Source organism: Streptomyces sp. NPDC048643, from assembly GCF_040650615.1.
Taxonomy (GTDB): Bacteria; Actinomycetota; Actinomycetes; order Streptomycetales; family Streptomycetaceae; genus Streptomyces.
Genome location: NZ_JBEZHO010000038.1, coordinates 71,575 through 85,508 on the forward strand (window position 1 = coordinate 71,575; position 13,934 = coordinate 85,508).

The window sequence follows — 13,934 nt, forward strand, 5'->3', positions numbered from 1 at the left end:
GATCTCCGATGAACATGGACTCGCGCGAACGTAGGGTGAGTTCGCCCACTCATTGCAAAGTCCATGACAACTAGGGGAATCATGTCGCGCCGTGCTGTCGTCATCGGGGGGAGCGTGGCCGGCATGCTCGCCGCCGCGGCCCTGTCCAGGTCCGTGGACGAGGTGATCGTCGTCGACCGGGACGAACTCCCGGACGGACCACGGCCGCGCAGGCGCCTCCCGCAGGCACGGCACGCGCACATCCTGCTGCCCAGCGGCCGCGCGGCCATCGAGGAACTCCTTCCCGGAGCCGACATCCGCAAGCAACTGCTCGCCGCGGGCGCCCGCGAGCAGTCCCTCACCGGCATGCTGGGCCTCGGCCCGCAGGGCTGGTTCCGTCGGTGGCCGCAGGTGACCGACGAACTGCTGCTGACCTGCTGCAGCCGCGACCTGCTCGACTGGACGGTCCGTGACGCCGTTCTGAGGACCACGAAGGTCACGGTGCGCCAGGGCGAGGCGGTGGCCCTGCTGGGCGACGCCGGGCGCGTCACGGGGGTGCGTGTCGTGGCGGGCGCCGACGAGGAGGTCCTGGACGCCGACCTCGTCGTCGACGCGAGCGGCCGGGGATCACGGGCCGAGCAGTGGCTCGAGACGCTCGGGGTGACGGGTACACCCAATGACGACGTCGACTCGGGTCTCGTCTACGCCAGCCGTGTCTTCCGCATCCCGCCGGGTGCGGAGACCATCCCCGTGACGCAGGTCGGAGCCGACCCCGTCGACAACCTGCCGGGACGCTCGGGGAACCTGGTGCCGATCGAGGACAACCGCTGGCTGGTCAGTCTCGGAGGCACCCGGGGCGGCGAACCGACCACGGATCCGGAGGAGTTCACCCGCTTCGCCCTGGATCTGCGGCATCCGATCATCGGGCGGCTCATCTCACGCGCCGAGCCGCTCGGCGAGGTGTCCCTCAGCCGCAGCACCCGCAACCGACGTCGTAGCTTCGAGAAGGCCGCGCTGCCCGAGGGCCTGGTGATCCTCGGCGATGCCGTCGCCACCTACAACCCCGTCTACGGACAGGGCATGTCCGTTGCCGCGCTGGGCGCGCTGGCCCTCAGTCGCCGGCTTCGGGACGCCGACATCACCGCACCCGGCTTCGCCCGCGGAGTCCAGCGCGACGCCGCCCGGTCCGTCACGGCCGCCTACACGTTGAGCACCTCGCAGGACCAGTGGTTCCCGGACGTCATCGGCAAGGCTCCGACGCTCGTGGACCGGATCCTCAGCCGCTACATGGGCCGGATGGCGCGCGTGGCCACCACCTCGTACGAGGTGTCCGCCGCCATGTGCGCGGTCACCACGCTCCAGGCCGACGCGAGCCGTCTCGTCCACCCGCGTCTCCTGCTCGCCACCCTCAAGGGGCCGGTCCTTGAACCTCTGTCGGGGCCGCCGCTGACTCCCGAGGAGAGCGCCTTCCTCGACGGCACCGACGCCTGACGGCGAGCGCCGCGCCGGGCCCCGGCGCGGCGCCTCCCGCTCGGACCCCGCCAACCGCCCATCGGCTGGGGCCGGTTCAGGGCTGACGCACCGCGGTCCTCCGTGACTGGACCGCCGCGTCGACGATGGGGGTGCGCACCGCCCTGGACAGGCTCAGCAACGACGGCTGTCCCGTGTCCAACGCCCCTGCCCCGGCGCCGGAAGGTCGCATGAACGCGCTCACCGACACCACCACGTCGATGTCGCCGACCGTGATGCCGACCGTGCCGGTCTCCGCGGCACGGGACGGAGCCTCGGCCAGCGCGGCGACGGCGACCATCGCGGCCATGCCGATGACTTCGGCGTCCGCGGCACGGAATCCGGCGGCGAGCGCCTCCCGGTAGGCACGCCGCCGGACCTGGTCGTCGAGTTGACCGGCGAGCCGCTTGAGTCCGTCGCGGATGGCTGTCTCCCGGGCGGTGAGCCGGAGATCGACGTCACCGACGGTCCGCCACGACAGGGGCGCGACGAAGCGCCGTCCGCCGGTGGGCCCCGCCAGCAGCCGGAACAGCGGGCGCAGGCGTACGAAGGTGATGGCCGAGTCGACGCGCGGTCCGACGACGGGCAGGATGTAGCCCGCCGACACCAGGCACGCGCCGACCGCCACCAGGGGTGCGACGCTGGTGCTGAGGCCGTCCCAGCGGTGCCCGAGCCAGTGAGCGGTCAGCGCGACGAACTTGACGACACCGTACGCACTGGTGAAGAGCCAGCCCACGACGAGCAGGGCCAACGACCTGCGGGCCCAGCGTCTGACCTGTCGGGTCCAGCGCCAGCACAGGACGGTCGTCGTCACCGCGGCCACCAGATGGGCCGCCAGGTAGAGCACGATCATCTCGCGGATGAACGGAGTCGCGGCGTAGTAGGTGTCGAAGTCCGCGCGGCGCTCGACAGGGGTGTCGCCGAGCGCGAACAGGACGCCCTGGGCGGCGATCACTCCCAGGTAGCTGAACAGCCAGGCCCGGGCGGTACGGCGCACCCGGACGGGGTCGGTACCCCGCCAGTGCACGATGAGGATGAGGGAGGCCGCGCTGAAGGCGGTCACCGTCGCATAGGCCAGGGGTGCCGCGACGTTGGGTATCCCCGTCAGCCCGTTGACCAGGGCCACGGTGGGCGGCGCGCCGAGCACGAAGCAGAGTCCCGACAGGAAGATGACGGCGCAGAAGGACTGTTTGAGGGGGTCTCTCCTGTGGCGCCACAGGTCGGGCAGTTGGGCCGCGAGTCCCGTCCAGAGGACGGCGGCGGCGAAGTAGTAGATCAGTCCGCTCACGTCAGCCCACAGCCCCTGGCCGTGCGACGACTTGACGTGCCCCGCGATCCGACGCCCTTCCGGCCGGGGCCGGTTCACTGCCGCCACCGGCACGCGAGCGTCCCGCACACGCGGCCGAGGTGCGGAAACCGGCCACGAGCCCGCCGTTCGACGCCGCGGTCCCGCGCCGGGCCCGGTGTCGGCTCAGCCCTCTACGAATCACCGCCAACTCCTGCTCCTCGCGTCAACGGGGCACGGGGACGCCTGCCCGAGAGGCCTCCAGAAGGGTGCCTCACGCGCGAGCCTGCCGTGCCCTTTCGGCCTTCTCTCATACTTGTTCACACTAGCCACGTTGTCACCCACGCGAACGGCCGCATGCGGAACTCGGTCCGGGCCGGGCACACGAAAGGGCCTCCCGCGCGGCTCGTGGTGGATCGTCACCCGAGCGGCGGGAGGCCCCTTCGTGGTCGTCGCCCGTCAGGGCGCCGTGAGTTCGTCTATCCGTCGGTGGAACCCCGCAGCACGCCGATGAGTGCGGCCACCGTCCGCGCCATGGCCTCGCGCCCCACGCTGAGGTACTTCCGTGAGTCCACGGCCTCGGGATGCGCGGCGAGGAACTCCCGGACGGCGGCGGTCATCGCGATGTTCAGCGCGGTGCCGACGTTGACCTTGGCGATGCCGCCCTCGACGGCCGCCCGCAGTTCCTCGTCCGGCACCCCGGAGGAGCCGTGCAGGACGAGCGGGACACCGAGCGACGCGCTCAACCGCTTGAGCAGTCCGTGGTCGAGAGCGGCCGTGCGGGTGGTCATCGCGTGCGAGCTGCCGATGGCCACCGCGAGGGCGTCGACGCCGGAGTCGGTGACGAAGGCGCGGGCCTCGCCGGGTTCGGTGCGGGCGCCGGGCGCGTGGGCGTCGCGCGACGGCTCGCCGTTCTTTCCGCCGACCTCACCCAACTCGGCCTCGATCCACAGCCCTTGGGCGTGAGCCCAGTCGGCGGCGGCGCGGGTCGCGGTGAGGTTCTCCTCGTACGGCAGGCGGGACGCGTCGTACATCACGGAGCTGAACCCGGCTCCGGGTGCCTGCCGCAGCAGGTCGTCGCTCTGCACGTGGTCGAGGTGCAACGCGACCGGTACCGTGGCGCGTTCGGCGGCGGCGGTGGCGGCGCGGGCCAGCGGGAGCAGCCGGCCGTAGCGGTAGGTGACGACGTTCTCGCTGACCTGGAGGACGACGGGCGCGCCGGCCGACTCGGCTCCCGCGATGACGGCCTCGACGTGCTCCAGGGTGATGACGTTGAACGCGGCGACGGCGGTCCGCGCCGCCGCGGCCCGGGCGACCAGCTCACCGGTTGCTGCGAGGGGCACAACTCCTCCTTCTCGGTGGGTGGGTGAGCGAGCGTCAGTTGCTCAGGATCACCGATCGGGTGAGGTGGCGCGGCTGGTCGGGGTCGAGGCCCTTGGCCGCGGCGACGCCCACGGCGAGGCGCTGGGCGCGGACGAGTTCGGCGAGCGGGTCGAGTCCGCCGCCGACCCACAACGCGCCGGTCTCGCGGACCTGTTCGGCCAGGCCGTCGGGTGCGTCGCCGAGCATCCAGGTGGCGGTGCCACGGGTGGTGACGCTGATGGGCCCGTGACGGTACTCCATCGCCGGGTAGGCCTCGGTCCAGGCGAGGGACGCCTCCCGCATCTTGAGCCCGGCCTCGTTCGCGAGGCCGACGGTCCAGCCGCGGCCGAGGAAGGTGAACTGCGTGCAGTCGACGAGTCCTTCGGGCAACGGTGTCTCCAGCGCGGTGCGCGCGTCGGCGACGACGGCGTCCGAGTGCAGGCCGAGGTGAGCCCGGAGCAGGGTGAGCGCGGTGGTGGCGAACCGGGTCTGCACGACGGACCGCTCGTCGGCGAAGTCGAGGACGACGATGTCGTCCGCCGCTTCCATCACCGGGGTGTGCGGGTCGGCGGTGACGGCGGTCGTACGGGTGCGTCCGCGCAGGCGTCCGAGGAGTTCCAGCACCTCGGTGGTCGTCCCGGAGCGGGTGAGGGCGATCACGCGGTCGTACGAGCGGCCCTCCGGGTACTCCGAGGCGGCGAAGGCGTCCGTCTCGCCCTGCCCGGCCCCTTCCCGCAACGCGGCCACAGCCTGCGCCATGAAGAAGGAGGTGCCGCACCCCACGATCGCGACCCGCTCCCCCGCCGCGGGCAGCGCGGCCCCGTGTCCGGCGGCCTCTTCGGCGGCGCGGATCCAGCACTCGGGCTGACTGCTCAGCTCGTCCTCGACATGGGTCATGCGGTACCCCTCCCACTGATGCTTGTTCCTGCAAGATATAGCGAGCTTTCAAGCACAATCAAGCATTTGAGGTGAGGCGGGGTGCGCTAGGGTCGCGGAGGAACGAGCAAGGGAGAGGCGGATGTCGCGCGACGCCCGTTGGAAGGCACTGCTGGAACTGCTGGTGGAGCGGGGCCGCCTCGACGTCGAGGAGGCCGCGACCCGGCTGGAGGTGTCGGCGGCGACCATCCGGCGCGACTTCGACCAGCTCGCGGAACAGCAGATGCTGGTGCGTACCCGGGGCGGCGCGGTCGTCCACGGCGTCTCGTACGAACTCCCCCTGCGCTACAAGACCGCCCGGCACGCCTCCGAGAAGCAGCGTGTCGCCAAGGCGGTGGCCGACCTCATCGCTCCGGGCGAGGCGGTCGGGCTCACCGGCGGCACGACCACGACCGAGGTGGCCCGCGCCCTGGCGGTGCGCCCGGACCTGGCGTCGGGCTCCCCCGCGCTCACCGTCGTCACGAACGCCCTGAACATCGCGAACGAACTGGCCGTGCGCCCCCAGTTCAAGATCGTGGTCACCGGCGGTGTGGCCAGGCCCCAGTCCTACGAACTCATCGGTCCCCTCGCGGACGGTGTGCTCGGGCAGATCACCCTCGACGTCGCGGTGCTCGGCGTGGTCGCCTTCGACGCCGCCCACGGTGCAGCCGCGCACGACGAGGCGGAGGCCGCGATCAACCGTCTGCTGTGCGAGCGTGCCGAGCGCGTGATCGTCGCCGCCGACTCCAGCAAGCTCGGGCAGCGCGCGTTCGCCCGCATCTGTGCGGCCGAGGCGGTGGGCACGCTGGTCACCGACGCGTCGGTGGCGCCGGCGACGGTGCGGCAGTTCGAGGAGGCGGGGGTCGAGGTCGTCACGGCCTGACGCCCGACCGCACACTTCGTCGCCCGATCCGACGGTCGACAACGCGCCCCGCCGTCACCCCGTCCGAGGCCGGGCACCGCGCACCAAGCCGCCCGGCCAAAGCCCGCACCGCCGTCACCCCGTCCGAGGCACGGCACCGCACCCGAGGTCGCCCGACCCGAAGCCCGCACCGCCGTCAGCCATCCGACGGCCGGCACAGCACACCTCGTCGCCTCAACCGGCTCCCGGCTTCCGGCACTTCGCAGCCCGGTCCGACCCGGCGCCCGGCAGCGGGCGTTCACCCGCCCTTCGCCGTCGGCTCTCACCACCGTCACCCGCCGCGACCCCCGACCGCCCCCTGCGAACGCTCCGGACGCACGCGGCGCCCGGCCGGCCGCACCGGAGCGCGCCAAACCGGCGAGCGGAGCCGGCCTCGGCACGACGGTCTCGGCGCCTCCGCACCGATGGCCCTGTTCCCGGGCCCGCCGCTCAGTCCGCCCGGGGCCCGGCGCCGCACCGGGCGCGGCCCGAGGCGCGCAGGGTGCCCACCGTCTTGAGCAGCCGGTCGGCCGGGTCCCGCAGCTCGGGATGGGCGAGAACCGTGTTCCGCAGGCCCCGCACGGGCCGGCGCCACAGGCGGTGCGCCGCCGCCACCGGGTGGGGCCGGTACGCGAAGCCCTCGGCCACCCGCAGCTCGCGGGTCTTGAGCCAGTCCTTGTACTCCTTGTCCCCGCGCCCCAGGTCCAGGACGCTGACGCCGTTCCGGCCGGCCGCCTCGGCGGTCCGCAGGTGCATCATCAGGCCGGGCGAGTAGCGGTGGAACTCGGGGTCGTACGCCGTGAACCAGGCCGCGAGGACACTGCGGGACCTGGGTCCGAAGTGGGCGGCGACCGGCCGGTCCCCCGCGTAGAGGACGGACAGCACGCCGGTGAAGTGCTCCTCGCGGACGTCGAAGAGATGGTCCACCAGGTCCACGATCCAGGGCCGCGCGAACCGGTCCATCCTCCCCGTCCTGCGGTACTGGGCCGACTTCCAGCGCATGAGCGTGCGCAGCATGCGAGGGTCGCGCTCGTCGAAGACGAACCGCACCTCGCCCACGTCGCGGGCGAGCCGCCGCTCCTTCTTCAGGGTCGTCTTGGCCTGGCCCGGGTAGGCGCTGCGCAGCCACTCCGGATAGCCGCTGTCCCCCGGCTTCAGATCGACCACCGGGGAGGCGAACGTCCCCGTGACGAACCGGCCGAACGGCGCCTGCTCCTCGACGAGATGATCGAACTCGAAGATGGACAACCCGCAGGCGCGCAGCACCTCCTGGGCGTCCCAGGTGACCCCCGGTCTGTGCACCAGGGCCTGGCAGTCGGACAGTCCGAGTCCGACGGCTCGGCCCGCGCCGAGGACGTTGCGCTCGTAGGGCAGGAAGCCGACGGGCTCCCCTCCCTCGTGCAGGACGGCGACCTGGGCGCCTTTCCGGAACCTGCCGACCCCGGTCGCGAACTCGGGTGCCAGGAAGGGATTCGCGTACTCGGGCGACTCGTCCATCGCCCGGTGCCAGGCCTCGCGGAGCGGGACGCTCAAGCCGTCGAGTCTGTGGTTCGTGATCTCCACCTCAGATCAACCGCCCTTCCGTGGGTGCTGCGAGAGACGTACCGGTCACAACACAGGCCGTTCGGGCGTGTGGATCTTCGTTGATGGATCGCATGGGCGACAGCTCCCCCCATGACGCGCTGTCCGCGTCCTGCCACTTCTCTGATTTCTGCCGATCCGCGCCGCACTGCTGCTCGCCCCCCGGTCGAGCGCCGAGATCCGAATCAATCGGCGGGGCTCAAACGTCGCGAAACAGTACGCACGCTGTCAAGGGTGCCTACCGCAACGAAAGAGTCCAGGACGGAGGACGGGGACTTTCCGCATCCGGCGGCCGGCTTTCACGGGAGCACGGGTGGGCCGGCGGAGCGCCGGCCGCCACGTTCACCGACGCCAGGCGGAGCCCCGGGTTCCGGGCGGGTGGACACCGCGTGAACGATCACCCCGAGGGAGCGGGTTAGCATATGAGCGCCACCTAGCTCGAAAGATGATTCTGTGACTGTCAACGACGACGCGTTCACCAACTGGAAGACTCGCGAAGAGATAGCGGAGTCGATGATCCCGATCATCGGCAGGCTGCACCGGGAGCAGGACGTCACGATCCTCCTGCACAGCCGCTCCCTGGTGAACAAGTCAGTGGTCAGCATTCTCAAGACCCACCGCTTCGCCCGGCAGATCGCCGGGGAGGAGCTCTCGGTCACCGACACCCTGCCGTTCCTGCGGACGCTCAGCACCCTCGACCTCGGCCCCTCGCAGATCGACCTCGGGATGCTCGCGGCGACCTACCGGGCGGACGGCCGCGGCCTGTCCGTGGAGGAGTTCACCGCCGAGGCGGTCTCCGGCGCCACGGGCGACAACAAGATCGAGCGCCGCGAGGGCCGCGACGTCGTCCTGTACGGCTTCGGCCGGATCGGCCGCCTCCTCGCCCGCCTGCTCATCGAGAAGACCGGCTCCGGCAACGGCCTGCGGCTGCGCGCCGTCGTCGTGCGCCGCGGCGGCGCCCAGGACATCGTCAAGCGCGCCTCCCTGCTGCGCCGCGACTCCATCCACGGCCAGTTCCAGGGCACGATCACCGTCGACGAGGCGAACAGCACGATCATCGCCAACGGCAACGAGATCAAGGTCATCTACGCCGACGACCCGTCCCAGGTGGACTACACGGCGTACGGCATCCGCGACGCCATCCTCATCGACAACACCGGTAAGTGGCGCGACCGCGAGGGCCTCTCGAACCACCTGCGGCCCGGTATCGACAAGGTCGTGCTGACCGCGCCGGGCAAGGGCGACGTCCCGAACATCGTGCACGGCGTCAACCACGACATGATCAAGCCGGACGAGCAAATCCTGTCCTGCGCCTCCTGCACGACCAACGCGATCGTGCCGCCGCTGAAGGCGATGGCGGACGAGTACGGCGTACTGCGCGGCCACGTGGAGACGGTCCACTCCTTCACCAACGACCAGAACCTGCTGGACAATTACCACAGTTCCGACCGCCGGGGCCGCTCCGCGCCGCTCAACATGGTCATCACGGAGACCGGCGCCGCCTCCGCGGTCGCCAAGGCGCTGCCCGACCTCGACGCGCCGATCACCGGCAGCTCGATCCGCGTGCCGGTGCCGGACGTGTCGATCGCGATCCTGAGCCTGCGCCTGGGCCGCGAGACGACCCGCGAGGAGGTCCTCGAGCACCTGCGTGACGTCTCGCTGACCTCGCCGCTCAAGCGCCAGATCGACTTCACCAACGCGCCCGACGCGGTGTCGAGCGACTTCATCGGCTCTCGCCACGCCTCGATCGTCGACGCGGGCGCCACCAAGGTGGACGGCGACAACGCGATCCTCTACCTCTGGTACGACAACGAGTTCGGCTACTCCTGCCAGGTCATCCGCGTGGTGCAGCACGTGTCCGGGGTGGAGTACCCGACGTACCCGGCTCCGGCGGCCTGACCCCGCCGGCGGGACCGCGGTTCGCCGTCCGGGCGGGTGGGACGGCGAACCGCGGACTTCCGGGTGCCCGGAGCGGCGCGCGGTCCGGGCCGCCTTCCGGCTCACGCCGGTCCGCGCGGAACGGCACCCGTGGATCGCGGCACGCAGTGCCGACCCCGTCGCCGCCCCTCCTCTTCCCTTGCTCCGAGCGGGGCACCGGCCTAACGTGAGTTTGTGCCGCTAATAAACAAAACCCGTCCGCACAGCGTCGTGCCGGATCCCACCCTCACCAGCCTCCGCATCGCGATCACCGCGTTCTTCGCCCTCGACGGCTTCGTCTTCGCCGGGTGGGTCGTACGCATCCCGGCCGTGAAGGAGCAGACCGGCGCCTCGGCCAGCGCACTCGGCCTCGCCCTGCTCGGTGTCTCCGCCGGGGCCGTCGTGACCATGGTCTTCACCGGGCAGCTCTGCCGCCGCTACGGCAGCCGCCCCGTCACGCTCGCCTGCGCCGTCCTGCTCTGCCTCAGCGTCGTCCTGCCACCACTGACCCACTCGGCGGCCGCGCTGGCCGCCGTCCTCCTCGTGTTCGGCATGGCCTACGGCGGGATCAACGTCGCCATGAACAGCGCGGCCGTCGATCTCGTCGCCGCACTGCGGCGCCCGGTGATGCCCAGTTTCCACGCCGCGTTCAGCCTGGGCGGCATGATCGGGGCGGGCCTCGGCGGACTGGTCGCCGCCCATCTGTCACCGACGCGCCACCTGCTGGCCCTCGCCCTCATCGGCCTGCTCGTGACCGCCCTGGCGGGACCCGCTCTCCTGCGCCACGACATGCCGGTACCCCCGGACCGGCCCCGGAGCGACGACAGAGCGACACCCCGGCGTCTGGAAGGCCGCACCCGTGGCCTCGTCGTCGTCTTCGGCCTGATCGCCCTGTGCACGGCGTACGGCGAGGGCGCGCTCGCCGACTGGGGCGCACTCCACCTGGAACAGGACCTGGAGGCCCACCCGGGGATCGCCGCGGCCGGCTACTCCTGCTTCGCCCTCGCCATGACGATCGGCCGACTGAGCGGGACCACGCTCCTCGAACGGCTCGGCCGCACCCGCACGCTCGTGGCGGGCGGTACGACGGCCGCGTTCGGCATGCTGCTCGGCGCGCTCGCCCCGTCCGTGTGGGTGGCCCTGCTCGGCTTCGCCGTCACCGGCCTGGGCCTCGCCAACATCTTCCCCGTCGCGATCGAACGGGCCGGCGCCCTCGCGGGGGCGAGCGGGATCGCCGTCGCCTCCACCCTCGGCTACGGGGGCATGCTGCTCGGGCCACCGGCGATCGGGTTCATGGCCGACTGGTACTCCTTGCCGACGGCCCTGACGAGTGTCGCGGTGCTCGCCGCGGTGGCCGCGGTGATCGGGTTCGCGACGCGCCGGGCCGCCGCGGGGTGAGCGACCCGCCCTGTCGCAGCGGCCGCCGCCGCAGTCCGTCCCATGCCCTTTCACGGCCTCCCCCGACCGCCGTCGATCGTGCACACTCGCCGCATGAAGACTGCGGAGCACGTGGAAACCCTGGACCGGGAGGGCCGGTTGCTGCTCGCCGCCGCCGAGGCGGCGGGCGTCGACGCCGGCGTCGCGACCTGCCCCGAGTGGCGGATCAGGGATCTGGTGCGGCACACCGGCATGGTCCACCGCTGGGCCACGGCGATCGTCGCCGAAGGCCACACCTCGTATCACCCCGACGGCGGCCTGCCCCATCTGGACGGCGACGATCTCCTGGCCTGGTTCCGCGAGGGGCACGGCCGGCTCGTGGAGACACTGGCCGGCGCCTCGCCGGACCTGCGGTGCTGGAGCTTCCTCCCCGCACCCTCCGGACTCGCCTTCTGGGCCCGTCGTCAGGCGCACGAGACGACCGTGCACCGGATCGACGCCGCGTCGGCTCGGAGTGGTGAACCGGAGCCGGTGGCACCGGAGTTCGCGGTGGACGGCATCGACGAGCTGTTGCGCGGCTTCCACGGGCGTCCGAAGAGCAGGGTGCGCAGCGAGGAGCCGCGGGTGCTGCGCGTGACGGCCACCGACGTGCCGGGAGCCGTGTGGACCGTACGCCTGTCGGAGCAGGCACCGGTGAGCGACCGCGCCGGGTCCGTGGCGGACGCACCGCCCGCCGACTGCGAACTGGCGGGACCGGCCGCCGCCCTCTACCTCGCGCTGTGGAACCGCGCGCCGTTCCCCGGCGTGACCGGCGACGCCTCACTGGCCGCCCTCTGGCGGGAGAAGTCCGGGATCACCTGGAACTGACGAAGCCGGTACGCGGTCGCTCCGGGACCGGGCGTCCGACGGCGGCCCGGTTCCGCACGCCGGCTCCGGGCAAGCGGTGCCGAGCCGGCTTCAAGGGGAATCCGGGTTTGCGCGTCAGTCGCAGGGGGCCGCCGAGCCGGCCGTCAGCATGCGCGTGAGGACGGCACGCTGCAACGGAAGTACCTCGGCGTGGAGTCGGCGCCCTGCGGCGGTGAGGCAGACGCGCACACCCCGCCGGTCCTCCGCGCACATTCCCCGCGTCACCAGGCCGTCCTTCTCCAGCCGCCCGATCAGGCGCGACAGCGCGCTCTGACTCAGGTGGACCCGCTCGGCGATCTCCTGGACGCGATAGGAGGAACCGCCGTCCGCCGCGCCGCACCCGGCCAGGACGTCGAGCACCTCGAAGTCACTGGCGCCCAGGCCGTGCCGATGCAGTTCACGGTCGAGCTCGCACTGCGTGCGGGCATGCACCGCGAGGATGTCGCGCCACTGGTCCACGAGCCCTTGCTCGGCATTCGTCGCCGCCATGGCCGCACCGTAGCAAACGTTCCACTTTGTTGCATCGTCATTAAATGCATTTGCATTGAATGCGTGTGCATGTAATCTCTGGCCCATGACCTCTCCGCTCACCCGTCCCACACCCCAGGACCGCTGGACCCCCCGGCTGTGGGGAACCCTGCTCGTGCTCTGCGCCGCGATGTTCCTGGACGCCCTCGACGTGTCGATGGTCGGCGTCGCCCTGCCGTCCATCGGTTCGGAACTCGACCTCTCGACCTCGACGCTCCAGTGGATCGTCAGCGGCTACATCCTGGGATACGGCGGACTGCTCCTCCTCGGCGGACGCGCCGCCGACCTGCTCGGCCGCCGACAGGTCTTCCTGGTGGCCCTCGCCGTCTTCGCGCTCGCGTCGGTGCTCGGCGGACTCGTCGACTCGGGACCGCTGCTCATCGCGAGCCGCTTCATCAAGGGCCTCAGTGCCGCCTTCACGGCACCCGCGGGGCTCTCGATCATCACCACGACCTTCGCCGAGGGCCCGCTGCGCAACCGCGCGCTGTCCATCTACACCACCTGCGCGGCCACCGGCTTCTCCATGGGCCTCGTCCTGTCCGGCCTGCTCACCGAGGCGAGCTGGCGGCTGACCATGCTGCTTCCCGCGCCGATCGCCCTCGTCGCGCTGTTCGTGGGCCTGAAGCTCATCCCGCGCAGCGACCGCGAGAAGAACCACGGCGGCTACGACATCCCGGGCGCCGTCGTCGGCACGGCCTCGATGCTGCTGCTCGTCTTCACCGTCGTCCAGGCGCCCGAGGCAGGCTGGGGCTCGGCCCGCACGCTGCTCTCCTTCGCCACCGTCGCCGTCCTGCTCACCGCCTTCGTCGGCATCGAGCGGCGCAGCCCGAGCCCGCTGATCCGGCTGGGCGTGCTGCGGTCCGGCAGTCAGGTCCGGGCCCAGCTCGGCGCGATGGCGTTCTTCGGCTCGTACGTCGGATTCCAGTTCCTGGTGACGCTGTACATGCAGTCGCTGCTCGGCTGGTCGGCCCTGCACACCGCGCTGGCCTTCCTGCCGGCCGGAGCTCTGGTGGCTCTCTCCTCCACCAAGGTGGGTGCCGTCGTCGACCGGTTCGGCACTCCCCGGCTCATCGCGACGGGCTTCGCCCTGATGGTCGCGGGCTACGCGCTGTTCCTCCGCGTCGACCTCCACCCCGTCTACGCGGCGGTCATCCTGCCGACCATGCTGCTGATCGGCGCCGCCTGCGCCCTGGTCTTCCCCTCCCTCAACATCCAGGCGACCAACGGCGTCGACGACCACGAGCAGGGCATGGTCTCCGGTCTCCTGAACACCTCCGTCCAGGTCGGCGGCGCGATCTTCCTCGCCGTCGTGACCGCGGCCGTGACCGCCAACTCCTCGGAGGGATCATCGCCCCAGGCGGTCCTGGACAGTTACCGTCCCGGCCTGATGGTGGTGACCGGCATCGCTCTCGCGGGGCTGCTGATCACCCTGCCGGGCCTGCGCACCCGGCGACCGCAGGAGTCCGTGGTCGTCGCCCGGTCCCTGCCGAGCACGGCGGAGCAGGAGCGCGTGCCCGTCGACTAGCACCTGGCCGGAACGTCAACCGTGCGGTGCCCGGCGGGGCCTTGCCCCGCCGGGTGGCGAGCTGCTCCCGGTCCGGGCGGCGGCCGATCAGCAGCCCGTAGGTCCCCTTGGCACCGATCCGTGTGCCTAGCCCGCCGAGGGCGGCGGCC

Annotated in this window: 11 protein-coding genes; 6 read left to right on the plus strand and 5 right to left on the minus strand. The window is 71.8% G+C overall.

Features of this window, described 5'->3' with window-relative positions; translation table 11 throughout:
* The first annotated feature begins 81 nt into the window (after window positions 1-81).
* Entirely contained in the window at window positions 82-1,470 is a 1,389-nt protein-coding gene (locus AB0C62_RS30100) for a pyridine nucleotide-disulfide oxidoreductase (protein ID WP_362978446.1), read from the plus strand.
* A 76-nt stretch (window positions 1,471-1,546) separates the two neighbouring features.
* Here AB0C62_RS30100 and AB0C62_RS30105 read toward each other — a convergent pair whose 3' ends face one another.
* The 3 genes from AB0C62_RS30105 to AB0C62_RS30115 all read right to left on the minus strand — a co-directional run bounded on the left by AB0C62_RS30105 (window position 1,547) and on the right by AB0C62_RS30115 (window position 5,032).
* Window positions 1,547-2,776 (minus strand): MAB_1171c family putative transporter, encoded by a 1,230-nt coding sequence (locus AB0C62_RS30105; protein WP_362978448.1) that lies wholly within the window; start codon window positions 2,774-2,776, stop codon window positions 1,547-1,549.
* 476 nt (window positions 2,777-3,252) lie between these two features.
* Window positions 3,253-4,116 carry a class II fructose-bisphosphate aldolase gene (locus tag AB0C62_RS30110; RefSeq protein WP_362978450.1) on the minus strand — a complete coding sequence of 288 codons (864 nt, stop codon included), beginning with the start codon at window positions 4,114-4,116 and terminating at the stop codon, window positions 3,253-3,255.
* A gap of 34 nt (window positions 4,117-4,150) precedes the next feature.
* Window positions 4,151-5,032 (minus strand): sugar isomerase, encoded by an 882-nt coding sequence (locus AB0C62_RS30115; protein WP_362978452.1) that lies wholly within the window; start codon window positions 5,030-5,032, stop codon window positions 4,151-4,153.
* A 121-nt stretch (window positions 5,033-5,153) separates the two neighbouring features.
* On the opposite strand from AB0C62_RS30115, the gene AB0C62_RS30120 reads away from it, so the two are divergent.
* A complete protein-coding gene (locus AB0C62_RS30120) occupies window positions 5,154-5,933 on the plus strand; it encodes a DeoR/GlpR family DNA-binding transcription regulator (RefSeq protein WP_362978454.1) in 780 nt (259 codons plus the stop codon).
* A 468-nt stretch (window positions 5,934-6,401) separates the two neighbouring features.
* Here the strand turns inward: AB0C62_RS30120 and AB0C62_RS30125 are convergent, their stop codons facing one another.
* Window positions 6,402-7,514, minus strand: a complete 1,113-nt coding sequence (locus AB0C62_RS30125; protein ID WP_362978456.1) for a GNAT family N-acetyltransferase — start codon at window positions 7,512-7,514, stop codon at window positions 6,402-6,404.
* A 471-nt stretch (window positions 7,515-7,985) separates the two neighbouring features.
* On the opposite strand from AB0C62_RS30125, the gene AB0C62_RS30130 reads away from it, so the two are divergent.
* The 3 genes from AB0C62_RS30130 (at window position 7,986) to AB0C62_RS30140 (ending at window position 11,693) form a co-directional block, all read left to right on the plus strand.
* On the plus strand, window positions 7,986-9,431 hold the full coding sequence (locus AB0C62_RS30130; protein WP_362978458.1) for a glyceraldehyde-3-phosphate dehydrogenase: 1,446 nt from the start codon (window positions 7,986-7,988) through the stop codon (window positions 9,429-9,431).
* 249 nt (window positions 9,432-9,680) lie between these two features.
* A complete protein-coding gene (locus tag AB0C62_RS30135; protein ID WP_362978460.1) occupies window positions 9,681-10,847 on the plus strand; it encodes an MFS transporter in 1,167 nt (388 codons plus the stop codon).
* A 93-nt stretch (window positions 10,848-10,940) separates the two neighbouring features.
* Entirely contained in the window at window positions 10,941-11,693 is a 753-nt protein-coding gene (locus tag AB0C62_RS30140; protein ID WP_362978462.1) for a maleylpyruvate isomerase family mycothiol-dependent enzyme, read from the plus strand.
* Window positions 11,694-11,807: 114 nt separating this feature from the next.
* On the opposite strand, the gene AB0C62_RS30145 is transcribed toward AB0C62_RS30140, so the two are convergent.
* The gene (locus AB0C62_RS30145; protein ID WP_362978464.1) at window positions 11,808-12,221 is read right to left on the minus strand and encodes a MarR family transcriptional regulator; all 414 of its coding nucleotides are present in this window, start codon (window positions 12,219-12,221) and stop codon (window positions 11,808-11,810) included.
* 85 nt (window positions 12,222-12,306) lie between these two features.
* Here AB0C62_RS30145 and AB0C62_RS30150 point away from each other — a divergent pair, with 85 nt between their 5' ends.
* Complete coding sequence (locus AB0C62_RS30150; RefSeq protein WP_362978466.1) at window positions 12,307-13,785, plus strand: MFS transporter; 1,479 nt, start codon at window positions 12,307-12,309, stop codon at window positions 13,783-13,785.
* The last annotated feature ends 149 nt before the right edge of the window (window positions 13,786-13,934 follow it).

Bases quoted from the DNA above. Each gene is read 5' to 3' on its own strand.
- AB0C62_RS30120 (WP_362978454.1), top strand. From the start codon at position 5,154: ATGTCGCGCGACGCCCGTTGGAAGGCACTGCTGGAACTGCTGGTGGAG.
- AB0C62_RS30145 (WP_362978464.1), bottom strand. From the start codon at position 12,221: ATGGCGGCGACGAATGCCGAGCAAGGGCTCGTGGACCAGTGGCGCGAC.
- AB0C62_RS30150 (WP_362978466.1), top strand. From the start codon at position 12,307: ATGACCTCTCCGCTCACCCGTCCCACACCCCAGGACCGCTGGACCCCC.
- AB0C62_RS30140 (WP_362978462.1), top strand. From the start codon at position 10,941: ATGAAGACTGCGGAGCACGTGGAAACCCTGGACCGGGAGGGCCGGTTG.
- AB0C62_RS30100 (WP_362978446.1), top strand. From the start codon at position 82: ATGTCGCGCCGTGCTGTCGTCATCGGGGGGAGCGTGGCCGGCATGCTC.
- AB0C62_RS30115 (WP_362978452.1), bottom strand. From the start codon at position 5,032: ATGACCCATGTCGAGGACGAGCTGAGCAGTCAGCCCGAGTGCTGGATC.